Here is a 21,402-nt window from a genome sequence, read left to right as displayed (position 1 = left end):
AAAAGTGATAATAATAGGCGAGTTGATAAATGGAATGTATAAGGATGTCGGCAAGGCTATCGTAAATAAGGAGGCGGATATAATACAGCATCTGGCTGTCGACCAGGTCAATTCGGGCGCGTCCGTTTTAGATGTCAATGCAGGGCCTTATTCAAAAAATCCTAAAGATGATATGAAGTGGCTGGTCGAATCCATCCAGGCTGTTACCGATGTGTCGCTCGCGCTTGACTCGACGAAAGCGGATGTTATAGAAGAGGGCTTGAAGCTGGTAAAGAAGAGAGCCATTATAAATTCTACAAGCGCGGATGAAGATAAGATGGCGAAGATCTTTGACCTTGCAAAGAGGTATAATGCGCAGGTGATAGGGCTTGCCATGGATAAGTCCGGAGTGCCGAATTCAAAGGACAAGAGGCTGGAGTTAGCTGCGACGATAGTGGCGAAGGCCATAGAATATGGCATCAATACCGAGGATCTATATATCGACCCCATAGTACTGCCGGTAAATGTCGCGCAGACTCAAGGCAGGGAGGTTCTCGAGTCGCTTCGTGAATTCAGGATGCTATGCGATCCCGCGCCGCAGACGACAGTGGGCTTATCTAACGTGTCACAAGGCACAAAATTCAGGCCCCTGATAAACCGGACATTTGTCACGATGGCTATAGCGAATGGCCTGACTTCGGCGATATTGGATCCGCTCGACAAGGATCTTATGGACGCCGTGATCACAGCGGAACTTGTATTGAATAAAAATATTTACTGCGACTCGTTCTTGGATGCGTATAGGAAGAAATAAAGGAGAGAATATGGATAGGAAAAAGGTAACGATAATAGATCTGCAGAATAAGAAGCACGAAGGGAAAAAGATTACTATGCTTACGGCATATGACTATCCTATGGCGAGGATAATTGATGACGCGGGCATAGATTCAATACTGGTCGGCGATTCGTTGGGCATGGTGGTGCTCGGATACGAATCAACTGTGCCTGTAACCATGGATGAGATGATACATCACGCGAAAGCGGTGAGGCGCGGCACGAAATACGCGTTTTTAATAGGCGATATGCCGTTTATGTCGTACCAGATCTCGAATGAAGAAGCGGTGCGCAACGCGGGCCGTTTCATGAAGGAGGCCGGTTGCGACGCCGTGAAGCTCGAAGGCGGAAATGACGCGCTGGATGTAACGATGGCGATAGTCAGCGCTGGCATTCCCGTATTGGGCCATCTTGGGCTTACCCCTCAGACCGCGTCGAAGTTGGGCGGTTTTAAAGTTCAGGGTAAAGACGCTGACGGCGCGTATAAAATATTGGAGCAGGCGATAAAATTGGAACGTGCCGGATGCTTCGGCGTAGTACTCGAATGCATCCCCGATAAAGTAGCTAAATTGATTACAAGCAAAGTGTCGATACCGACGATAAGTTGCGGTGCCGGCCCGCATTGTGACGGCCAGGTGCTTGTAACTTATGATATGGTCGGGCTATTCGACAGATTTGTCCCAAAATTTGTAAAGCAATATGTGAAGCTCTCCTCGCTTATAACGGACGGCGTAAAGAAATATAAAGACGAGGTCGAGAAAGGGCTGTTTCCGGATGCCGCGCACTGTTTTACGATAAAAGACGAAGAGATAAGAAAGATGAGGAAGAAATAATGAAGGTAGCGGTCGTAGGCCCCGGAGCCCTCGGCTGTCTTATAGCCGTATTATTGAAGGCAAGGACCAAGGAGGAGATATGGCTTATTGACAGATCTCCCGAGCGCGCCAAGCGCATAAGAGCCGATGGGATAAAGATAGAAGGCTTGAGCGGTTCCATTCAGGCGCAGGTAAATATTTCGGCGGATCCTAAAGAGGTCGGACCGTGCGGCCTCGTTATACTCTGCGTTAAGAGTTATTCTACCGAGGACGCGTGCAAAGACATTAAGGATCTTGTCTCGAAAGAAACATTTGTCCTGACTTTACAAAACGGCATTGGTAATGTCCAGGTGTTAAACGATTATTTTGGTTCGGATAGAGTTATTGCCGGTATTACAAATCACGGTGTGACTTTACTTGGCACCGGCCATGTCCGGCATGCGGGTAAGGGCGATACCATTATAGGGATTTCTAACGGTAAGGTATTGGGGCCGATTAAAGAGATCGCGGGTATCTTGTCAAAAGCCGGCCTGGAGACAAAAGTATCTAAGGACATAGATTCTGTGGTGTGGAGTAAGCTCGTTATAAATGTGGGAATAAATGCCCTGACAGGCATAACACGTCTAAAAAATGGGATGCTTACAGAGCACAGCGGTACAAGGGAAATTCTAAGAAGCGCCGTGCAGGAAGCCGTGAAGATAGTAAAAAGAAAAAGGATAAAGCTGGCCTACGACGATCCTATCCAGAAGGTCGAATCGGTATGCAAGGCGACGGCCGCTAATGTCTCAAGCATGCTGCAGGATGTCCTTAATAATAAACGCACCGAAATAGATTTTATAAATGGCGCGATCATGCGGCAGGGGAAGGCATTAGGCATACCGACGCCTGTTAATGAAGTGTTGACCGCGCTTATTAAAACGATAGAAGCGGCTTACGGTATAGTTTAGGAGGTAGTAATAGAATGTTGATAATCGGTGAGCGTATAAATTCTACGAGAGCGCATATTCAGGAAGCGATGAAGAATAAGGATGCAGCTTTCATATTAAAAGAAGCGAAGAAGCAGATCGAAGCAGGCGCAAAATTTTTGGATATCAATTGCGCGATGAGCCTCGGAGACGAGATCCAGGATATCGATTGGATGATAAGCGTAATCCAGAGCGAAATAAAAGATGTCAATATCTGTATCGATAGTCCCAGCCACATCGCCATTGAAAGCGCTCTCAAAATATATAAAGCAGGCGGCGAAACATTTATTAATTCAATTACAGGCGAGGACTCAAGGATGGAGCATATAGTTCCGCTGGCGGTTAAATATAATACGAAGCTCATAGCCCTTACTATGGGCGGAGAGGGTATGCCACATAGCGCAGAGGACAGGTTTAATATTGCCAAAGATATGCTGGTGAAGGTCTGCGCAAAAGGTTTTAAGCCGGAAAATATTTATTTCGATCCGTTGATCCGCCCCATATCGACAGAGCCTGAACAAGTGAAAGAATTCTTGAGGTCGATACCGATGATAAAATCTCTCGGAGCGAAAACCGTATGCGGATTGTCGAACGTATCGTTCGGACTGCCGAACAGAAAATTGATCAATTCAGTATTTTTATCCATGGCTATGCAGGCGGGATTGGACGCGGCCATACTTGACCCTACGGAAAAATATATCATGTCTTCCATAGTTGTTTCAAAGGCATTACTTTGTGAGGATGAATACTGCGCCGAATACATAAAAGCGTTCCGCGAAGGGAGGCTGATATAAAATGACAAAGACTATCGCGCTGATAGCGGCTATAGTATTACCCCTGTGGAATATTCCCCTGATAGTGAGAGTCATAAAAAGAAGGTCTTCAAAAGATCTTAGTATCCCGTGGGCGGTCGGAGTGTGGACATGCTTTGTTTTGATGGCGCCCGAGGCGTTACACTCTCCCGATATCGTCTGGCGCGCGTTTAACATCGTCAATCTGATCCTCTTCACAGCGGTTACAGCAGTAGTGCTATGGTATCGTAGGTTCGGGGAGTAAAGCTTTTTTTCAGAGGACGGCGGGCCTCGCTGACCGCCTTCCGCTGACATAAATTGGTATTAAGCATACCAATTTATTCTGGAAAAATTCTGACAAAAATTTAACTTCTTTCAGGAATTTAAATTTTTTGCTAAATCGCTATAAGGTGTCATAATTTTTGACAGCAGCGTCAGGCTGGGCCAGCGAGGCCCGCCTGCAACATGAGCTATAAAATTTATATCATGTTGTAGGCCGTGAGGCCATGGGGGTTGAGCCGTAAATTTTGCTAACGGTTTATTATTCCCCAACGTATTTATAGGCTAAGCCATAAGATACAATTTGAAATATATAATTAAGATAACATTAAGTAGCTTGATAGCAAAATTAGGCGAGGCCCCCTGGCCTTACGGCCAGCATGGTGGGTAAATTTTATGGCGAAGAAGATATTTGTAGCGGCGACGCAGCAGAATGACGGCAAGACGACCGTATCCTTGGGCCTCATAGCGGCCCTCAAGAAGGAATTCCCTCGCATAGGTTTTATCAAGCCAATAGGCCAGCGCTACCTTATGGAACAGGGTTATCAGGTAGATGAAGACTCGGTCCTCATAGAGCATATCTTCGGAATAAAATGTAGCATAAAGGACATGTCTCCCGTGGCAATAGAGCGCGGATTTACCGAGCGCTATATAGAGAAAGGCGCGGCCGAGGACTATGCCAAACTCATTAAAGAGTCTTATGACAGGGTAGCGAAAGATAACGACCTTGTGATAATAGAGGGAACGGGCCACGCCGGAGTCGGGTCTGTCTTCGGACTTTCAAACGCTACGGTAGCTCATCTGCTCAACGCTAATGTGATAATGATTTCATCCGGAGGTGTAGGAAAACCGATAGACGAGATAATGCTTAATAAGGCCCTGCTCGACAAGGAAAAAGTTAAACTTGCCGGCGTTATAGTCAATAAGGTCCTGATGGAAAAATATGACAGGATATCGCGCCTTGTTACGAAAGGTATGGTGCAAAAGGGCCTTAATGTGTGCGGTGTATTACCTCATCATATTATATTAGATATACCGACGATGCGGGAGATAATGGAAGAGCTTAAACTTAAGCCTTTGTATGAAGGGCATAATTTAGATGCTCCGGCGGAAAAGATCCTCATCGGCGCCATGCATGTCCGTGACGCCTTGCCGTATATTCAGAATAATTCCCTAATGATAATACCCGGCGACAGGGACGATATGGTCGCGGCCACATGCGATGTGCATTGGGGCAAGCTTAAGAAAGGGTGCTCTATATCGGGCGTTATTTTAAGCGGCGGCCTATTGCCTAAGAAAAGAGCGCTAAATTTACTTGAACAGGCACTCATACCCACACTGGTTACAGACGAGGAGACATACACTATAGCCTCGAGAGTTAATAATATGATAGTTAAATTAAAGCCACAGGATTCTCATAAAATAAAGATAATAATCGACATGGTAGAAAAACATGTTGATATCGATAATGTCCTCGAGCATATAAAGTGAACCAAAAAAAACTCAAAAAAGAAAGAAAGAGAATAGCTGTCGCGATGAGCGGCGGTGTTGACTCATCGCTTGCCGCGGCGCTTTTAAAGAAAGAAGGTTATCAGGTCATAGGCATAACCTTCAGGATGTGGCCAAAGGAAGAATGCGGCGCCAGCGTAGGGCGCTCATGCTGTAATCTCGAAGCTGTTACAAGAGCGCGTGCTGTTGCCGGAGATCTGGGCATACCTTATTATGTATTTGATTTTAGCGAAGAATTCAAGAAGAAGGTGATAGATTATTTCTGTGACCAGTATTTAAAAGGTTTTACTCCCAATCCTTGTGTTGTATGCAATGAAAAGATAAAATTCGGGCTTTTGCATGAAAAGGCGCTTGCGCTGGACGCTGATTTGGTGGCTACGGGACATTACGCCAGGCTGGATTACAATAAAAAGAGAGGTAGATTTATTTTGAAAGTAGGCAAAGGCGGCGAGAGAGACCAGACATATTTTTTGTTCAGCCTGTCACAGAACCAGCTTAAATATACAATATTTCCGCTTGCCGGTTACACGAAAGAGAAGACGAGAATTCTCGCTAAAAAATTTAAATTGATAACTTTTAATACCGCTTCGAGCCAGGATATATGTTTTATCCAGGACCAAAATTACGCGGAGTATATAAAGAAGAAGACCGGCGTTGAGATCAAAGAGGGCAGCATCGTTGATCTGTCCGGTAAAGTGCTTGGCAGGCATAAGGGTATACCATTTTATACGATAGGCCAGCGCCGCGGGCTTGGCGTAGCGTATAAGGAGCCGCTATACGTTGTTGCTATAGACAGGCTCGATAATAAAGTTATCGTGGGAACCAAGAAAGATGTGTTAAAGAAGAGCCTGGTAGCGCATAGCCTTAACTGGATAGCTATAGATGGCATCGATAAACCGATTAAGGTCAAGGCTAAGATAAGGTACAATCATAAGGCCGCAAACGCGCTGGTTACTCCGGTAGATACAGATATGGTTAGAGTCGATTTTGAATCTCCTCAAGAAGCGCCTACCCCCGGACAGGCGGTAGTCTTCTACGACAAGGAGATAGTTGTCGGTGGCGGCTGGATAAAGGAAGTGGTATGAGCCGGCTAAAAGTTGGTAGTGCAGTATGATATCAGAAAAGAAGGCAAAAGCACTTGCGGATAAGATGCGGCGTTTCTCTATATGGGAAAGCGACCTCGAAGAACACTTTATACGTTCACGCGGACCCGGCGGGCAGAATGTAAATAAGACCTCGACAGGCGTATATTTAAAGCATATTCCTACCGGCATTGAGGTAAAAGCATTCAGCGAACGTTCACAGCCGTTAAATAGATATATGGCAAGGAAGGTCCTCGTCGGAAAGATAGAATCGGCCGTTTTGGGCCGTGAGTCGGAAGAGAGAAAGAGGATAGAGAAGATAAGAAGGCAGAAAAGGAAGAGGTCCAAAAGGGCGAAGGATAAGATGCTTCATAACAAGAAAATTCATTCTGAAAAGAAAGAATTACGCAGGAAGGTGGAGATTAGAGATGTTTAGAGAAAAGATAAAGGTACTGGATTGCACAATAAGAGACGGCGGGCTCATGAATAACCATAATTTTGAGCCCAGGTTTGTAAGGGAAGTGTACAAAGCCATATCCGAGGCCGGGATAGATTATATGGAGATAGGGTATAAGAACTCCAGAAGATTATTCTCGCCAAAGGATTACGGCAAATGGAAGTTCTGCGACGAGGATGATATAAAGAAGGCCATTGAAGGGATCCCGTCAAAGACAAAGCTTTCCATAATGGTTGACGTTGACCGTGTAGACCTTGACGATGTCCCGCAGAAGAAAGATTCCGTAATATCTATGGTGCGCGTCGCTTCGTATGTTAAAGACATCGACAAGGCGATATACCTGGTAAACCATTTCGCGGATAAGGGGTATGAGACTACCGTGAACATAATGGCAATCTCGCGCGCTCTTGATAATGAGCTAATCGAAGCTCTTCATCAGCTTGAGGAAGAGTGTAAGGCGCCGATAATTTATGTCGTAGATTCCAACGGCGCGCTTTATCAGGAGTCGGTAGAATTTTTGGTAAAGAAGTTTAAGAGCATACTTAAGACCAAAGAGATAGGTATGCACGCGCATAATAATCAGCAGCTCGCTTTCGGCAATACCATAGAAGCGATAATTCATGACGCTAACTATGTCGATGGAAGCATATACGGCTTGGGGAGGGCAGCTGGCAATTGCCCGACGGAATTATTGTTGGGTTTCTTGAAGAATCCTAAATACGATATCAGGCCCATACTGGATGTTATATCAAAAGAGTTCATTCCTTTGAGAGAAAAGCTGGAATGGGGCTATGTTATACCATACGCCATAACGGGCATATTAGACGAGCATCCTAAGACGGCCATAGCTTTAAGGGAGAGCGCCAAAAAAGAAAATTACAGAGAATTTTATGATAGTTTTATGGGAGAAGAATCGGATTAATGGACATAGCCAGGTTTAAGAAAAAACCCGTTATAGGCATATTGCGCGGAATCGAACCCGATGTTATCGAGGAGCTGACCGAAACGGTTATTTTCGCGGGCTTGGGCGCGATAGAGATAACGATGAATACCAATGGCGCCGCGGCCCTTATAGCTAAAATGGCTCGATGCGCGAAAGGCCGGATTGCCGTAGGAGCAGGTACGGTATTAAAAAAAGATTCGTTAAAATCAGCATTGGACGCGGGCGCCACATTCATAGTAACGCCGGTCATGGTGGAGGATGTTGTGAAATATTGCGTAAGAAATAAAATACCGGTTTTCCCGGGAGCCCTAGCACCTTCGGAAATATATAACGCATGGGATGCCGGGGCAACAATGGTCAAGGTGTTTCCGTCGAGCTGTTTCGGCGCGAAGTATTTTAAAGAGATAAAAGGGCCGTTTAATGAGATCGAATTACTTGCTTGCGGAGGTGTGACGCCCGAAAATATGAATGATTATTTCGCCAATGGCGCCGCGGCTATAGCCTTCGGTGCCGGTGTGTTTAAGAAAGAGTGGCTTGCGAAGAAGGACTTCGCCAGCATAGGCGCAGCGGTAAAAAGGTATGTGGACGGATTGAAACAAAAAAAGCCTGCTTAACGGCGGGCAGGGAGGGCGTATGAGGAAAGTGGTTTTGTTGTCATTAATAGTCATATGCGCGATAGCTATTATACACGGTTTTTTTATGCCGTGGGCTAAGGCAAGTGTGTCGGCTACCAAAGTCGCCAAGGGCCTGACGGAATCAGCCACAGGAGGTATGCTTGAAAATACCCCTTTTGCCGGAAAATTTATTAGAGGCCTCGACAAAGCTACGGATAAAATATCGGATTTAGGCGATATCAGGATAAAAACAGTCGTAAGCGGTTATGACATACCGACTCTTATAAACAAGAAGAGTTCCCAGATAGCTATCGCTATAGCATCGGTCATGTTTAAGGACGCGAAAGATCTGGACAAGAAGAGCATGCTTGTATATTTACTGCCGTTATTGGCGCTTGTGTGTATCGGCTTAGCTATAGTCGGCCTTAAAAATAAGATAGCCGTTATAGGCATGGCGGTATCAAGCGGCGGCATAGCGGTTGGCGGATTATATAATATGATGACTGTAGATCTTTCCAGTCTACCCATCCAGATATCGATAGAGCAGGGGCTGTGGCAGACCATGTATGCTTATCTGATAATCTCAGTGATAAGCATAGTCTGGATAGTGTTGGATTTAAAAGAAGCAAAGAAATAGACTTAGTGAAGAAGATAGACAAGCTAAAAAATATCTTAAGAGATCTTAGGCGGGTAGTTGTCGCCTATTCCGGCGGTAGAGACAGTACTTTTTTGCTTAAAGCCGCGATAGACGCTTTAGGCAAGGATAATGTCATCGCTGTTACCGCCCGGTCCGAGACCTATACTTTATCTGAGTATAGAGACGCTGTTACAGTCGCAAAATCTATAGGCGCGCGGCATATCGTTATCCGTACAAATGAACTGCGGTCAAATAAATTCCGGGCGAATCCGGTCAATAGGTGCTACTATTGCAAAAAAGAATTATTCAATAAGTTAACGAAGATCCGCAATAAGTATAAGATGGATCATGTCATAGACGGAACGAATTTCGACGACCTTAAAGACATTCGATATGGTAGTTTGGCGGCAAAAGAGTTAGATGTAAAGAGACCCATGCTTGAGGCCGGCATAACAAAGCGCAATATATCGGTGTTCTCAAAAAAGTTGGGACTTCCAACATGGAATAAACCGTCCGGAGCATGCCTTGCGTCGCGGTTTCCTTTTAACGATCCTATAACCAAAGACGGGCTTTTGAGGATAGGCGAGGCCGAGGATTTTTTGCGCAGGATAGGTTTTGGGCAGGTGAGAGTGCGCATGCATGGCTCAATGGCGCGCATAGAAATCCCTCAAGACCGGATGAGTCTGGGATTGAAATTAAAAGAAGATATTGTAAAGAAGTTAAAAGATATTGGTTTTGTGTATGTGACTTTGGATCTCGGCGGATACAGGACAGGCAGTATGCATGAGGCCCAAAGTATTGACAAAAACCTGGTAGAAGTATAATATATAGCGTCTTTCATCATTTGGCGGGATAGCTCAGTCTGGCAGAGCAGTCGGCTCATACCCGGCGTGTCGTAGGTTCAAATCCTACTCCCGCTACCAACAAAAACCTACAATTGAAGAATAATCTGATAGAGCGTGTTTTAAAGACCACGCGTAACTACGATATGTTTAAACCGGGCGATACGGTGCTTGTCGCGGTATCCGGCGGGCCTGATTCTGTATTTTTAATGCTTGCGCTTAAATTTCTGCAATCAAAATTAAAACTAAAGAAGCTTGTGGTCTGCAATCTCGATCATGGTATTCGCGGCAAGGAATCGAGTGAAGATTCATTATTTGTGAAAAAATTAGCGGAAGACTCCGATCTGGAATTTATCCACAAAATGATTAATTTGCCCGAAAAAAAATCTAAAAACATTTCCACCGAAGAAGCGGCGCGTGAAGAGCGGTATAAATTTTTTAATGACGCCGCAAAGGCTGTAAAGGCGAATGTCATTGCTACAGGCCATACGCTGGATGATCAGGCCGAGACTGTATTAATGCGTATAATTAAGGGCGCTTCTTTAAAAGGTCTTGTCGGTATTTCTCCGGTCAGGCAGGAAGGCGACTTAAACATAGTCAGGCCGCTTTTTGAATTAGAGAAGAAAGAGATAGAGAAGTACCTTGATGAAAGAGGCATTGCTTACAGAGTGGACAGCTCTAATCTGGAATCTATATATTTCAGAAACGTTGTCCGTAGCGAGATCGTGCCATATCTTGAAAAGCATAATCCGCGGTTAAAAAGAGCTCTGTGTAGTCTCGCAGAACATTTAAGAGAAGACTTTGAGTTCATAAATGAGGCAAAGGGCAGTGCCAGAGTCCAAGGCGCAAAGGGTAAAGGCGGCAGCGTTGAGATAAAGCTTAAGGATATAGTTGTTCAGCCAAAAGCGCTTCAGAAAGAGATATTGAGAGATTCACTCGAAAAAAGCGGAGGGGAAGTGAAGAGGCTCTCATTCAGGCACTGGAAGGAGCTGGAACAGTTGATAGCTTATAGGGGCAAGGGTAAGGCCCTGGATCTACCCGGAGACATACGCATAACAAGAACTGCAACGTCTTTGGTTTTTATGAAGAGAGCTTAATTTCACCGCCGCGGTGTTCTTCTTGATATATTCATTACGATCTGTTACAATAGCCACCAAAATGGAGTAATCTAAATGGAAAAGAAAAGTTTAAAGAAACAGGTTCCACAGAAAAGCGGTTCGAATCTTATAATATGGTTTTTGATAGCAATTGGATTATTTACGCTATTTCATCCGTGGTTTCAGGGCGGGGCAAAGCCTGTACAGGAGATCACGTATTCAAAGTTCTACGCAATGGTAAAAGAGAATCCCCAGGCTATAGCGTCATGTTATAAGACGGATAGTATTTTGAGGGGAGAACTAAAGGCCGGCCAGGGGTTTATTGTAAACATACCCGAGAACGATCAGCAGCTATTGCAGCTATTACGCGACAATGTCAAGGACTTCGACATTAAGCCGTTAAAGACTTTTTGGTCGAATATTTTTTATTATCTTGGCCCGACAGTATTATTGATATTGTTCCTGTGGCTCTTTGCATATCGCGCGGGCCCTGGCGGGGGCGGCGGTGCCGGCAGGATATGGTCGTTCGGCAAATCGCGCGCTATTCTCGCGTCCGGGGACAGTCTTAAAATAACATTTGAGAATGTCGCGGGCGTCGATGAGGCCAAGGAAGAATTAAAAGAAGTAATAGAGTTTTTAAAAGACCCTAAAAAATTCCAGAAACTTGGCGGAAAGATACCAAAAGGCGTTCTTTTAATGGGGCCTCCGGGAACGGGAAAGACTCTTCTTGCCAAGGCGGTAGCCGGCGAAGCAAACGTGCCATTCTTTTCGATATCAGGTTCCGACTTTGTCGAAATGTTCGTAGGCGTGGGCGCTTCAAGGGTCAGGGACTTGTTTGAACAGGCAAAGAAATCGGCAAAACAGTCGGGTCGAGGAGCCATAATATTTATCGACGAGATAGATGCTGTAGGCAGATTAAGGTTTGCCGGTATCGGCGGCGGGCATGATGAAAGAGAGCAGACTTTAAACGCTCTTTTAGCCGAGATGGATGGATTTAACACTCAGGAAGGCGTAATATTGATTGCCGCGACCAACAGGCCCGATGTTCTTGACCCCGCGCTTTTGAGGCCCGGGCGTTTTGATAGACAAATAGTTGTAGATAGGCCAGATATAAAAGGGCGCGAAGCGATACTTAAAGTGCACACTAAAAATGTTAAAGTGGATAAGAGCGTAGACTTGACTATTATAGCGAGACAGACCCCGGGATTCTCGGGCGCAGACCTCGCGAATCTCGTGAATGAAGCGGCGCTTCTCGCGGCAAGGCACGATAAGGAGAGTGTTACGCTCAAAGAACTGCAGGAATCGATGGAAAGAGTTATCGCTGGCCCGGAGAAGAAGTCCAAGGTAATGTCCAAGAAGGATAAGGAGTTGACGGCCTATCATGAATCAGGTCACGCGATACTCGCTCTCGTTATCAAAGGCGCTGACCCTCTGCATAAAGTTACTATACTGCCGCGCGGAATGGCGGGCGGATATACTATCCAGATACCTGTCGAAGATAAATATTACTATTCCAAGACAGATTTAACCGTAAAGATAATATGTTCGATGGGCGGAAGAGTAGCTGAAGAGATAATGTTTAATGAAATCACTACAGGCGCCAGCCAGGACCTTAAAGAGGCGACCGAGCTTGCGAGGAAGATGGTGATGCGATTCGGCATGAGCGATAAGTTAGGCCATCTTACATTTGGACGCAGAGAAGAACAGGTATTTTTGGGCAGGGATATAGTGGAAGAGCAGAACTATAGCGACCAGACCGCGCAGGTTATTGACCAGGAAGTGCGCAATATAGTCGATAACTGTTATAACAAAGCCAAAGAAGAACTTACTAAGCACAAAGATAAGCTGAAAATTTTAGCTGAGAAATTACTCGATAAAGAAGTAATGGATGTTGAGCAAGTGAAAGCGTTGCTTGGATTAGGTAACGATGCTTCGCCGGTTACTGCCTAAAATAGGCTCAAAGACATTAATTATGGGCGTTCTTAATGTAACGCCCGACTCCTTTTTTGATAAGGGAAGATTCTTTGATAGGAAGAAAGCCGTAAGCCACGCAATAGACATGGCGGCGTGTGGCGCAGATATAATAGATGTAGGCGGGGAGTCGACACGGCCCGGCGCAAAAGAGGTAAGCGCTGATGAGGAATTAGATAGAGTGATTCCTGTAATAAAGGCTCTATCAGGCAGAATAAAAAAACCTATCTCGATAGATACCCGTAAGGCAAATGTCGCTGACCAAGCCCTGAAGGCAGGCGCCAGTATAGTAAATGATATTTCCGCCCTAAGATACGATCTTTCAATGGCAGATGTTGTGGCGGCCCATAGCGCCGCTTTAGTCTTGATGCATATGAAAGGCACACCCCAAACGATGCAGAGATCGCCCCGCTACGAGAATGTCATCAAAGAAATATCCGCCCATTTAAAAGAGTCAATAAAGATCGCCGTCGCATGCGGAGTAAAAAAAGATAATATCGTAGTGGATCCCGGCATAGGATTTGGCAAGACCTTATTTCATAACTTAGAAATCTTAAGGCATTTGGGTGAATTTAAATCTCTCGGTTGTCCGATATGCATAGGGACTTCACGCAAATCTTTTATCGGAAAGATATTGGGATCGGATGACCCTGGCGACAGATTGTTCGGCACTATAGCAAGCTGCGCCGTTGCGATAACAAATGGCGCTGATATATTGAGAGTCCATGATGTTAAAGAGGTTTCACAGGCAGTGCGCGTCGTGGATAGCATTGTAAAATAGAAAGATACCGCCAATGTATCTTTGGTCATATATAAAAATAGGCATAGAGATAATCATACTTTGGTATGTTATCTACATGATACTCCTCTTTATAAAGGGAACCCGCACAGAACAACTTCTCAAAGGGCTTGTAATAATAGGAGCTATCTTCGTCGCGGCAAGACAGTTAAGGCTCGAGGCTATATCGTGGGTCATGATGAGCCTCTTTCCACTTTCGGTAATAGCGCTTATAATAATATTCCAGCCGGAATTGAGGCAGGGGCTCGCGAGGCTTGGCCAATTCGGGATATACCAGGAGGAAGAAGGTATTGTCGATGAGATTTCGAGGGCCGCTTCATATCTTTCGCAAAATCGTACAGGCGCGCTTATAGCTATCGAGCGGGAAGGCGGCCTCAAGACTTATATAGAAAGCGGCGTGCCGATAGATGGAAAAGTGACGAAGGAGCTTATAATATCCATATTCAGCTCAAAAGCTCCGCTTCACGACGGCGCTGTCATAATACAGCACGGCAGGATAATCGCGGCAGGGTGCCTATTACCGCTTTCACAGGAAACTAATATATCGAAATCTTTTGGTACCCGGCATAGAGCGGCAATAGGTTTAAGCGAGGAGACCGACGCCATATGCGTTGTAGTCAGCGAAGAGACCGGAGCTATATCGGTCTGTATGGGCGGGAAGCTCATACATAAGATCTCCGAAGATGATCTTGTAAAGTTACTAAAAGAAGTATTTCATAATCCACAACAGCTTAAAGGGAAGAAGCTTTTGAGCGTATTGTCTAAGCTTTCTCCTACTATCAAATAAGGAAGGCGAATCGGGCGTCCGGTTTTATGAAAAGTTTTTTTACTAAGAATTTACCGCTGAAGATCCTTTCATTTATTTTGGCGCTTTTGATATGGTTTTATATAGTAAATGAATTGAACAGGGGTTCACAAGAAGAGCTGCAGGCTCTGCGCAAGATCTTGCAGGCCAAGACCGAAAAATTAAATAATGGCAAAATTAGGCGTTAATATAGATCATGTCGCCACGATAAGGGAGGCCAGGCGGATATTTTATCCCGATCCTGTAGAAGCCGCCGCTATATGCGAAGAGGCGGGCTGTGATTCGATAGTCTGCCATCTGCGTGAAGACAGGCGGCATATAAAAGATGCTGATGTTAAGAGGTTGCGGGCCACGGTAATCACGCGGCTTAATCTTGAGATGTCGATAGCTGAAGAAATAGTTAATATTGCCTGCGCAGTTAAACCCGACCAGGCCACACTTGTTCCGGAAAAACGAAAAGAGCTTACTACGGAAGGCGGCCTGGACGTGGTAAAATACGAGAAGAAGATAGCATCTGTTATTAGAAGATTTGAAAAGAATGGCATTCAGACAAGTCTTTTTATAGATCCTTCGAAAAAACAGATAGAGGCTTCCAAAAAAGCGGGGGCAAAGATAATAGAACTTCATACAGGTGAATACGCTAATGCCAAAAGCGCTGCCGCGGCTAAAGGGGAACTTAAAAGGATAGCCAATGCGGCGGAGCATGCTTTAGCCCTTGACATTGAAGTTAACGCGGGCCATGGGTTGAATTATGATAATGTCCGAGAAGTCGCTTCTATCGAAGGAATAAATGAGCTTAATATAGGGCATTCTATAGTTGCGAGAGCCGTATTGATTGGTTTAAGACAGGCGGTGGAAGACATGTTGGAGCTGATAAAATGATAGTCGGGACAGGTATAGACATAGTAGAAGTATTCAGGATGCGCGACGCGATAAATAAGTGGGGAGATAATTTTCTTACAAAAGTATTTACGGAAAAAGAGATAAAGTATTCCAGTTCTAAGCGTTTCGCGCCGCAGCACTTCGCGGCAAGATTCGCGGCTAAAGAGGCTGTGGTTAAAGCTTTCGGCGTAGCGAGAAAGTACCCTCTTAACTGGACGGATATAGAGATATTCAATGACCAGGAAGGTAAACCGATAATATCTTTCAATAACTCCGCGCTGAAATTAAAGAAAAAGAAGAAGGTGGATGAGGTGGTAGTGAGTATGTCTCATTCTAAAAACTATGCGGTGGCCAACGTGATTCTTCTTAAAGGCAGGCCTGCCTGCAGACTGACGGGGAAGAGATGAGAAAGATAGAGGATGTCCTGGCGGGTTTTCCAAAAAGAAAACCGGAAGCGAATAAAAAAGATTTCGGCCATGTGTTAGTGATCGCCGGCTCATCCGGTTATACCGGAGCCGCGTACTTGGCCAGTCAATCGGCCCTTCTTTCCGGAAGCGGACTCGTTACTCTTGCGGTGGGCAAGAGTATATATCCTATAATGGCGACAAAGTTAACAGAGGTAATGGTAAAGCCGTTTTTTGAGACCAAGGACTGCTCCTTAAGCCTTTTGGCGGAGAAGGAGATCCTTAGTTTTGCACAGCATTGCGATTGCGTCGTCATCGGTCCGGGAATCTCGCAGAATAGAGAGACCCAATCGCTTGTCAGGAGCCTGATAGGTAAGATAGAGAGGCCTATCGTGTTGGACGCGGATGGCATAAACGCGGTTGTTGGACATGTTGATACGCTGCAGAAGAATCACAGCTCTATGGTACTTACTCCGCATCCGGGTGAAATGGCGAGGTTGCTCGGTAAAGATGTTTCGGAAGTACAGAATAATAGAAAAGATATTGCATTAAGCTTCGCTGCTGCGTATAATATCGTCCTGGTTCTTAAGGGCCATCAGACTATAGTCGCAAAACCGAGCGGTGATTATTACATCAATGAAACAGGAAATGTCGGTATGGCGACGGGCGGGACGGGAGATTGTCTAACAGGCATGATAGCTTCGTTCATAGGCCAGGGCCTGGAACCATTTGACGCGTCGATAACGGCTGTATATTTTCACGGCCTGGCAGGCGATATAGCGGCAAAAGAAAAAGGCATTTTAAGTTTAACAGCGACCGATCTTTTAAATAAATTACCGGAAGTTTTAAGAAAGCTAGCATAGCTCAGCTGGTAGAGCAATGGTTTTGTAAACCATAGGTCGGGGGTTCGATCCCCTCTGCTAGCTCCAGTTCTTCAAGTAATTGCGGTGAGATACCAAAGCGGCCAAATGGATCAGACTGTAAATCTGACGGCGCAAGCCTTCGGTGGTTCGAATCCACCTCTCACCACCATGAACCATTCGCTTTGCCTTGTAGGGTTCATGCCCTGTACCGGAGGAGCCCTGAAAGGGCTGCGACTGGTACGGGGCAAAGCTCAGGTTCATGGCAGGCCAACTTTACTCAAGTATTTTTAACTCTTGCGACATCAAAGACCATAGATTACAGAACAATTACAGATTGGCAGAAATCCCAAGAGGCCGTTGCCACAGCGCTATAAAAAAGAAAAATTCCATCTGATTAATCTTCTTCCGTTTCCGGACTTTTTTCTGTATAATACGCTACATGGATTATTCAAAAGTGTTTCACCTTGTTGCTGAAGCGTCGAAGAGATCGGCCGTACCGTGCATACTTATAGGCGGTTTTGCTGTAAATTTCTATAAGGTTACACGCGATACCCTCGATGTCGATTTTTTAACCACTAAGGAAGATTTCACAAAGATAAAAGACGCGCTGATTAATGCGGGCTATGCGAAAGAGTTTGCGACAGAGGTAACGGTGCGGTTCTCGAACAAAAAGGAAAATTTAGATGTCGATTTTATGATTGTTGATCAAGCGACGCGAGAGAAGATAATAAAAGACGGGAAAGAGATTGACGTTGTCGGAGAGAAGTTGGTCATTCCATCCGTCAATCATTTGATAGCTTTAAAGCTTCATGCTATAAAGAACAATCAAAAGAATAGAATGTGGAAAGACTTGCCGGATATTATAAATTTAATTAAAATGAACAAAGTCGATTATAGCGATAAACGGTTTAAAGAAATGTGTTTAAAATATAGTAGTGAAGAGATGTATCAAACTATATTAAAGGCCATGGGTGGTAATGTATGAAATCTCGATTAGATATGGAGAAACTAAATTTACCGGTTGGAAAATGTATTCCGGAACAGCATAAATGGTTATCGATGAATGATTACATCGAATTTGTAAATTTCACCCATAAATATTTTCATAAAAACAAGCTATCAAAAAAGGATGAACTTGTCATGCGCGTTGACGTTCCTTTTTCGATAAAATAATTTCGTATGTTCGGTTCATGACGAACCCTCACCACCAGTATTAATAAATCCTAGCTGTAAGGAATAGCTTGAAGAGTGGGTCGGGAGAGAGGTAGGCGATGTGGAGCGGGAGATGGGAATCGAACCCACGCAACGAGCTTGGAAGGCTCGTGTTCTACCATTGAACTACTCCCGCGCCAAAGGTTCATAAATAATATCACCACACTGCGTTTTTGTCAATCCTGCCATTAGTGAATTCCGGTCATAAGCCAGAAGCGAATAAAAAAATTACAAAAATTCTTGACAAAATTTCGTTAGTCTGTATAATACTACTTTGTTAGCACTCGATTTTGGTGAGTGCTAATTTGAACTATATCAAAATAAAAAGGAGGGTGGCAATATGAAGATTCAGCCATTGGCAGACAGGATAATGGTAGAAGTTCTCGATGCCAAAGAGGTGACAAAGGGAGGAATAGTTCTTCCTGACACAGCACAGGAAAAGCCGCAGGAAGCGAAGGTAGTGGCGGTGGGAAAAGGTAAGACTTCAAATGAAGGGAAAGTAATAACTCCGGAAGTAAAGGTCGGAGATAAAATTCTATTCGGAAAATATTCAGGGACGGAGATCACCGTTGATGGGAAAGAATACCTGATCTTAAAAGAAGAAGATATTTTAGCGATAGTAAAATAAGAAAAATCAAGGAGAAGAAAATGGCAAAACAAATACTATATGGCGAGGAAGCGCGCAGGGCGGTCTTAAGAGGCGTTGAGCAGCTTGCCAAGGCCGTTAAGGTAACGCTCGGTCCTAAAGGCAGAAACGTTGTCCTCGACAAGAAGTTCGGCGCACCGACGATCACAAAGGACGGTGTAACCGTAGCAAAAGAGATAGAGTTAAAGGATCCATATGAGAATATGGGCGCGGAACTGGTAAAAGAGGTGGCTTCGAAGACCTCTGACATAGCCGGTGACGGAACAACGACGGCTACCTTATTAGCCGAAGCGATTTTCAGAGAGGGCATGAAGAACGTAACCGCCGGCGCGAATCCCATGGCTCTTAAGAGAGGCATTGAGAAGGCCGTAGAGAAGGTTATTGAGGAACTGAAGAAGCTTGCGAAGCCTATTAACGTAAAAGATAAGAAGGAAGTTTCACAGGTTGCTTCTATAGCCGCAAATGGTGACCGCGAAATAGGCGATCTCATAGCGGAAGCCATGACAAAAGTAGGAAAAGACGGCGTTATAACAGTAGAAGAAGGCAAGGCTTCCAAGACAGAGTTAGAGCTTGTTGAAGGTATGGAATTTGATCAAGGGTATCTATCTCCGTACTTTGCCACAGACGCGGAAAAGATGGAATGCGTTCTCGAAGAACCCTACATCTTAATCCACGAAAAGAAGATATCTGCAATGAAAGATATTCTTCCCTTGTTGGAAAAAGTCGCCAGAGCGGGTAAGCCGTTGTTGATACTTTCGGAAGAGACCGAAGGCGAAGTGCTCGCGACATTGGTAGTGAATAAGATCCGCGGAACGCTCCAGTGCGCGGCGGTTAAAGCTCCGGGTTACGGCGATAGGCGTAAAGCCATGTTAGAAGATATAGCGGTGTTGACAGGCGGCAGGGCCATTACCGAAGAGCTCGGAATAAAGTTAGAGAACGTGAAGATAGAAGAGTTGGGACGCGCCAAGAGAGTAAGGATAGACAAAGACAACACTACTATAGTAGAAGGCGCCGGTAAGACTGCCGATATCCAGGGCAGAATAGCCCAGATAAGGAAGCAGATTGAGGGTACCGATTCCGATTATGACAAAGAGAAGTTACAGGAAAGACTGGCCAAGCTTTCAGGCGGAGTAGCGGTGATAAACGTCGGAGCTGCGACAGAGACAGAGATGAAAGAGAAGAAGGCCCGTGTCGAAGACGCGTTGCATGCGACAAGAGCCGCTGTTGAGGAAGGAATAGTTCCGGGCGGTGGTGTGGCGCTTTTGAGATGTGTAGATTCACTCGACAAGCTGAAATTGTCAGGCGACGAGCAGATAGGTGTCGACATTATCAGAAGGTCGCTTGAAGAGCCTATCAGGACCATCGCCAATAACGCTGGCATGGAAGGCTCGGTAGTGGTAAATAAAGTAAAAGATATGAAGACCAACGAAGGGTATGACGCCGATAAGAACATATACTGCGATATGATCCAGGCGGGTGTCATAGATCCTAAGAAGGTTACCCGTTCAGCGCTTCAGAACGCGGCGAGTATCGCGGCGCTTATGATAACGACTGAAACGATAGTTACAGACATCCCGGAGGAAGAGAAAGCTCCTATGGGAATGCCCGGTGGAATGCCTCCCGGAGGCGGAATGGGCGGGATGTATTAAGAATAAGGCCTTAGGCTCGTAAGATCTTAGGGTTATAGTTAAAGAAATTGGGGCTTTGGGTGATATCCTAAAGCCCCAATTTTATTAGATTAACTTGACAAAACCAAGTTAATTCTATATTATAATACTCCCAAAACAAAATTGAGAGGAGAATCATGGCGCAATTTTATATAGGAGTTGAGAGAAAAGCAAGGCGTTGTTACGGCTTTGATGAGATAGCCCTTGTTCCGGGAAGGGTAACTATAGATCCAACCGATGTTGACATATCCTGGTCGATCGGAGGCAAAAAATTTCGTGTCCCTATAATCGCGGCTGCTATGGATGGGGTTGTCGATGTTAGATTCGCGATAGCGATGGGTAAATTAGGCGGTTTAGCCGTATTAAATCTCGAAGGCGTACAGACACGTTATGAAAATCCCGATGAAGTCCTTGATAAAATAGCGTCCGCAGAACTTGGAAAAGCCACGGAGTTGGTGCAGGGTGTATATGCCGAGCCTATAAAAGAGAGTTTAATAGCAAAGAGGATAGATCAGATTAAGCAAGCCGGCGTGCCGGTCGCCGTCAGCGCGATTCCACAGAGAGCCGAACGTTGCGCGGAGATCGCGCAGGAAGCGGGCGCCGATATATTCGTAGTTCAATCCACGGTTTCCACGGTCAAACATTACTCCTCAAAGTATAAAGCGCTCGATTTCAAGAAATTCTGCAAAAAGATGAAGATGCCGATAGTAGTCGGCAACTGCGTCACCTATGAAGTCGCTTTGGACCTTATGCAGACAGGCGTCAGCGGGCTTTTAGTAGGCGTTGGCCCGGGCGCCGCGTGTACCACGCGCGGAGTCTTAGGCATAGGAGTTCCCCAGGTTACTACCACTATAGATTGCGCCGCGGCCAGGGACACGTACTATAAAAAATCGAAACGATATATCCCCATTATTACCGACGGTGGAATGACAACCGGCGGAGATATATGCAAAGCTTTCGCCTGTGGAGCGGACGCTGTAATGGTCGGCTCGGCATTCGCAAGATCAAAAGAGGCTCCGGGCAAAGGCAATCACTGGGGCATGGCAACGCCGCACGCGAATCTTCCGCGCGGCACACGGGTGAAGGTGGGCGTAACGGGAACACTCGAAGAGATATTGTTCGGCCCCGCGAAAGTAGATGACGGCTCACAGAATCTTATGGGGGCGCTGCAGACATCTATGGGCAACGTAGGCGCAAAAAATATCGACCAGATGCACAAGGCCGAAATAATTATAGCACCGTCCATACAGACAGAAGGAAAAGTATTCCAAGTCGCTCAGCGGGTTGGAATGGGTAAATAACTCGCATAAGT

At 45.4% G+C, this 21,402-nt stretch carries 25 protein-coding genes and 4 tRNA genes; 28 read left to right on the top strand and 1 reads right to left on the bottom strand.

Features of this window, described 5'->3' with window-relative positions:
- Positions 1 to 4 precede the first annotated feature (4 nt).
- The 25 genes from Q8R38_08295 (at position 5) to Q8R38_08175 (ending at position 17,738) form a co-directional block, all read left to right on the top strand.
- Positions 5 to 793 carry a dihydropteroate synthase gene (locus Q8R38_08295; protein ID MDP3792023.1) on the top strand — a complete coding sequence of 263 codons (789 nt, stop codon included), beginning with the start codon at positions 5 to 7 and terminating at the stop codon, positions 791 to 793.
- Between the two features lie 10 nt (positions 794 to 803).
- The gene (panB, locus tag Q8R38_08290; GenBank protein ID MDP3792022.1) at positions 804 to 1,646 is read left to right on the top strand and encodes a 3-methyl-2-oxobutanoate hydroxymethyltransferase; all 843 of its coding nucleotides are present in this window, start codon (positions 804 to 806) and stop codon (positions 1,644 to 1,646) included.
- On the top strand, positions 1,646 to 2,572 hold the full coding sequence (locus Q8R38_08285) for a 2-dehydropantoate 2-reductase (protein MDP3792021.1): 927 nt from the start codon (positions 1,646 to 1,648) through the stop codon (positions 2,570 to 2,572). Before panB ends, Q8R38_08285 begins: the two co-directional genes overlap by 1 nt.
- Before the next feature lie 14 nt (positions 2,573 to 2,586).
- A complete protein-coding gene (locus tag Q8R38_08280) occupies positions 2,587 to 3,384 on the top strand; it encodes a dihydropteroate synthase (protein MDP3792020.1) in 798 nt (265 codons plus the stop codon).
- Between the two features lies 1 nt (position 3,385).
- A complete protein-coding gene (locus Q8R38_08275; GenBank protein ID MDP3792019.1) occupies positions 3,386 to 3,646 on the top strand; it encodes a hypothetical protein in 261 nt (86 codons plus the stop codon).
- Between the two features lie 410 nt (positions 3,647 to 4,056).
- The gene (locus Q8R38_08270) at positions 4,057 to 5,151 is read left to right on the top strand and encodes an AAA family ATPase (GenBank protein ID MDP3792018.1); all 1,095 of its coding nucleotides are present in this window, start codon (positions 4,057 to 4,059) and stop codon (positions 5,149 to 5,151) included.
- A complete protein-coding gene (mnmA, locus tag Q8R38_08265; GenBank protein ID MDP3792017.1) occupies positions 5,148 to 6,254 on the top strand; it encodes a tRNA 2-thiouridine(34) synthase MnmA in 1,107 nt (368 codons plus the stop codon). The genes Q8R38_08270 and mnmA overlap by 4 nt, the downstream gene beginning before the upstream one ends.
- Before the next feature lie 25 nt (positions 6,255 to 6,279).
- On the top strand, positions 6,280 to 6,687 hold the full coding sequence (locus Q8R38_08260; GenBank protein ID MDP3792016.1) for a peptide chain release factor-like protein: 408 nt from the start codon (positions 6,280 to 6,282) through the stop codon (positions 6,685 to 6,687).
- On the top strand, positions 6,680 to 7,630 hold the full coding sequence (locus tag Q8R38_08255; GenBank protein MDP3792015.1) for an aldolase catalytic domain-containing protein: 951 nt from the start codon (positions 6,680 to 6,682) through the stop codon (positions 7,628 to 7,630). Before Q8R38_08260 ends, Q8R38_08255 begins: the two co-directional genes overlap by 8 nt.
- Positions 7,630 to 8,265: a bifunctional 4-hydroxy-2-oxoglutarate aldolase/2-dehydro-3-deoxy-phosphogluconate aldolase gene (locus Q8R38_08250; GenBank protein ID MDP3792014.1), complete on the top strand. Its 636-nt coding sequence runs from the start codon at positions 7,630 to 7,632 to the stop codon at positions 8,263 to 8,265. The genes Q8R38_08255 and Q8R38_08250 overlap by 1 nt, the downstream gene beginning before the upstream one ends.
- Positions 8,266 to 8,284: 19 nt before the next feature.
- Entirely contained in the window at positions 8,285 to 8,902 is a 618-nt protein-coding gene (locus Q8R38_08245) for a hypothetical protein (GenBank protein ID MDP3792013.1), read from the top strand.
- Positions 8,899 to 9,726, top strand: coding sequence for an ATP-dependent sacrificial sulfur transferase LarE (larE, locus tag Q8R38_08240; protein ID MDP3792012.1), 828 nt, complete (start codon positions 8,899 to 8,901; stop codon positions 9,724 to 9,726). The genes Q8R38_08245 and larE overlap by 4 nt, the downstream gene beginning before the upstream one ends.
- Before the next feature lie 22 nt (positions 9,727 to 9,748).
- Positions 9,749 to 9,825, top strand: a tRNA-Met gene (locus tag Q8R38_08235).
- A 14-nt stretch (positions 9,826 to 9,839) separates the two neighbouring features.
- Positions 9,840 to 10,841, top strand: a complete 1,002-nt coding sequence (tilS, locus tag Q8R38_08230) for a tRNA lysidine(34) synthetase TilS (protein ID MDP3792011.1) — start codon at positions 9,840 to 9,842, stop codon at positions 10,839 to 10,841.
- A gap of 75 nt (positions 10,842 to 10,916) precedes the next feature.
- Entirely contained in the window at positions 10,917 to 12,791 is a 1,875-nt protein-coding gene (gene ftsH, locus Q8R38_08225) for an ATP-dependent zinc metalloprotease FtsH (GenBank protein ID MDP3792010.1), read from the top strand.
- A complete protein-coding gene (gene folP, locus Q8R38_08220) occupies positions 12,769 to 13,593 on the top strand; it encodes a dihydropteroate synthase (GenBank protein MDP3792009.1) in 825 nt (274 codons plus the stop codon). Before ftsH ends, folP begins: the two co-directional genes overlap by 23 nt.
- Positions 13,594 to 13,606: 13 nt before the next feature.
- Positions 13,607 to 14,398 (top strand): diadenylate cyclase CdaA, encoded by a 792-nt coding sequence (gene cdaA / locus Q8R38_08215; GenBank protein MDP3792008.1) that lies wholly within the window; start codon positions 13,607 to 13,609, stop codon positions 14,396 to 14,398.
- A 26-nt stretch (positions 14,399 to 14,424) separates the two neighbouring features.
- Positions 14,425 to 14,604, top strand: a complete 180-nt coding sequence (locus Q8R38_08210; protein ID MDP3792007.1) for a hypothetical protein — start codon at positions 14,425 to 14,427, stop codon at positions 14,602 to 14,604.
- Complete coding sequence (locus tag Q8R38_08205) at positions 14,585 to 15,298, top strand: pyridoxine 5'-phosphate synthase (GenBank protein ID MDP3792006.1); 714 nt, start codon at positions 14,585 to 14,587, stop codon at positions 15,296 to 15,298. The genes Q8R38_08210 and Q8R38_08205 overlap by 20 nt, the downstream gene beginning before the upstream one ends.
- On the top strand, positions 15,295 to 15,705 hold the full coding sequence (acpS, locus tag Q8R38_08200) for a holo-ACP synthase (protein ID MDP3792005.1): 411 nt from the start codon (positions 15,295 to 15,297) through the stop codon (positions 15,703 to 15,705). Before Q8R38_08205 ends, acpS begins: the two co-directional genes overlap by 4 nt.
- Positions 15,702 to 16,565: an NAD(P)H-hydrate dehydratase gene (locus Q8R38_08195; protein ID MDP3792004.1), complete on the top strand. Its 864-nt coding sequence runs from the start codon at positions 15,702 to 15,704 to the stop codon at positions 16,563 to 16,565. The genes acpS and Q8R38_08195 overlap by 4 nt, the downstream gene beginning before the upstream one ends.
- Positions 16,556 to 16,631, top strand: a tRNA-Thr gene (locus Q8R38_08190). The genes Q8R38_08195 and Q8R38_08190 overlap by 10 nt, the downstream gene beginning before the upstream one ends.
- A gap of 17 nt (positions 16,632 to 16,648) precedes the next feature.
- A tRNA-Tyr gene (locus Q8R38_08185) sits at positions 16,649 to 16,734 on the top strand.
- Positions 16,735 to 17,004: 270 nt separating this feature from the next.
- Positions 17,005 to 17,550: a nucleotidyltransferase gene (locus tag Q8R38_08180; protein ID MDP3792003.1), complete on the top strand. Its 546-nt coding sequence runs from the start codon at positions 17,005 to 17,007 to the stop codon at positions 17,548 to 17,550.
- On the top strand, positions 17,547 to 17,738 hold the full coding sequence (locus Q8R38_08175; GenBank protein MDP3792002.1) for a hypothetical protein: 192 nt from the start codon (positions 17,547 to 17,549) through the stop codon (positions 17,736 to 17,738). The genes Q8R38_08180 and Q8R38_08175 overlap by 4 nt, the downstream gene beginning before the upstream one ends.
- Positions 17,739 to 17,839: 101 nt before the next feature.
- Here the strand turns inward: Q8R38_08175 and Q8R38_08170 are convergent.
- A tRNA-Gly gene (locus Q8R38_08170) sits at positions 17,840 to 17,913 on the bottom strand.
- A 204-nt stretch (positions 17,914 to 18,117) separates the two neighbouring features.
- On the opposite strand from Q8R38_08170, the gene groES reads away from it, so the two are divergent.
- From groES to Q8R38_08155, 3 genes are all read left to right on the top strand, one after another.
- Positions 18,118 to 18,405 carry a co-chaperone GroES gene (groES, locus tag Q8R38_08165; GenBank protein ID MDP3792001.1) on the top strand — a complete coding sequence of 96 codons (288 nt, stop codon included), beginning with the start codon at positions 18,118 to 18,120 and terminating at the stop codon, positions 18,403 to 18,405.
- Between the two features lie 20 nt (positions 18,406 to 18,425).
- On the top strand, positions 18,426 to 20,072 hold the full coding sequence (groL, locus tag Q8R38_08160) for a chaperonin GroEL (protein MDP3792000.1): 1,647 nt from the start codon (positions 18,426 to 18,428) through the stop codon (positions 20,070 to 20,072).
- Positions 20,073 to 20,227: 155 nt separating this feature from the next.
- The gene (locus Q8R38_08155; GenBank protein ID MDP3791999.1) at positions 20,228 to 21,391 is read left to right on the top strand and encodes a GuaB3 family IMP dehydrogenase-related protein; all 1,164 of its coding nucleotides are present in this window, start codon (positions 20,228 to 20,230) and stop codon (positions 21,389 to 21,391) included.
- Positions 21,392 to 21,402: the final 11 nt, after the last annotated feature.

The sequence above is a fragment of the Candidatus Omnitrophota bacterium genome (assembly GCA_030695905.1).
Lineage (GTDB): Bacteria > Omnitrophota > Gorgyraeia > 2-01-FULL-45-10 > 2-01-FULL-45-10 > CAZHPY01.
This window is presented reverse-complemented; position numbering and strand designations above follow the sequence as displayed.

What these genes read in the sequence shown, in the direction of transcription:
- panB (MDP3792022.1), top strand. Translation starts at nt 804, where the DNA reads ATGGATAGGAAAAAGGTAACGATAATAGATCTGCAGAATAAGAAGCAC.
- Q8R38_08285 (MDP3792021.1), top strand. Translation starts at nt 1,646, where the DNA reads ATGAAGGTAGCGGTCGTAGGCCCCGGAGCCCTCGGCTGTCTTATAGCC.
- Q8R38_08280 (MDP3792020.1), top strand. Translation starts at nt 2,587, where the DNA reads ATGTTGATAATCGGTGAGCGTATAAATTCTACGAGAGCGCATATTCAG.
- Q8R38_08275 (MDP3792019.1), top strand. Translation starts at nt 3,386, where the DNA reads ATGACAAAGACTATCGCGCTGATAGCGGCTATAGTATTACCCCTGTGG.
- Q8R38_08270 (MDP3792018.1), top strand. Translation starts at nt 4,057, where the DNA reads ATGGCGAAGAAGATATTTGTAGCGGCGACGCAGCAGAATGACGGCAAG.
- Q8R38_08260 (MDP3792016.1), top strand. Translation starts at nt 6,280, where the DNA reads ATGATATCAGAAAAGAAGGCAAAAGCACTTGCGGATAAGATGCGGCGT.
- Q8R38_08255 (MDP3792015.1), top strand. Translation starts at nt 6,680, where the DNA reads ATGTTTAGAGAAAAGATAAAGGTACTGGATTGCACAATAAGAGACGGC.
- Q8R38_08250 (MDP3792014.1), top strand. Translation starts at nt 7,630, where the DNA reads ATGGACATAGCCAGGTTTAAGAAAAAACCCGTTATAGGCATATTGCGC.
- Q8R38_08245 (MDP3792013.1), top strand. Translation starts at nt 8,285, where the DNA reads ATGAGGAAAGTGGTTTTGTTGTCATTAATAGTCATATGCGCGATAGCT.
- ftsH (MDP3792010.1), top strand. Translation starts at nt 10,917, where the DNA reads ATGGAAAAGAAAAGTTTAAAGAAACAGGTTCCACAGAAAAGCGGTTCG.
- folP (MDP3792009.1), top strand. Translation starts at nt 12,769, where the DNA reads ATGCTTCGCCGGTTACTGCCTAAAATAGGCTCAAAGACATTAATTATG.
- cdaA (MDP3792008.1), top strand. Translation starts at nt 13,607, where the DNA reads ATGTATCTTTGGTCATATATAAAAATAGGCATAGAGATAATCATACTT.
- Q8R38_08210 (MDP3792007.1), top strand. Translation starts at nt 14,425, where the DNA reads ATGAAAAGTTTTTTTACTAAGAATTTACCGCTGAAGATCCTTTCATTT.
- Q8R38_08205 (MDP3792006.1), top strand. Translation starts at nt 14,585, where the DNA reads ATGGCAAAATTAGGCGTTAATATAGATCATGTCGCCACGATAAGGGAG.
- acpS (MDP3792005.1), top strand. Translation starts at nt 15,295, where the DNA reads ATGATAGTCGGGACAGGTATAGACATAGTAGAAGTATTCAGGATGCGC.
- Q8R38_08195 (MDP3792004.1), top strand. Translation starts at nt 15,702, where the DNA reads ATGAGAAAGATAGAGGATGTCCTGGCGGGTTTTCCAAAAAGAAAACCG.
- Q8R38_08180 (MDP3792003.1), top strand. Translation starts at nt 17,005, where the DNA reads ATGGATTATTCAAAAGTGTTTCACCTTGTTGCTGAAGCGTCGAAGAGA.
- Q8R38_08175 (MDP3792002.1), top strand. Translation starts at nt 17,547, where the DNA reads ATGAAATCTCGATTAGATATGGAGAAACTAAATTTACCGGTTGGAAAA.
- groES (MDP3792001.1), top strand. Translation starts at nt 18,118, where the DNA reads ATGAAGATTCAGCCATTGGCAGACAGGATAATGGTAGAAGTTCTCGAT.
- groL (MDP3792000.1), top strand. Translation starts at nt 18,426, where the DNA reads ATGGCAAAACAAATACTATATGGCGAGGAAGCGCGCAGGGCGGTCTTA.
- Q8R38_08155 (MDP3791999.1), top strand. Translation starts at nt 20,228, where the DNA reads ATGGCGCAATTTTATATAGGAGTTGAGAGAAAAGCAAGGCGTTGTTAC.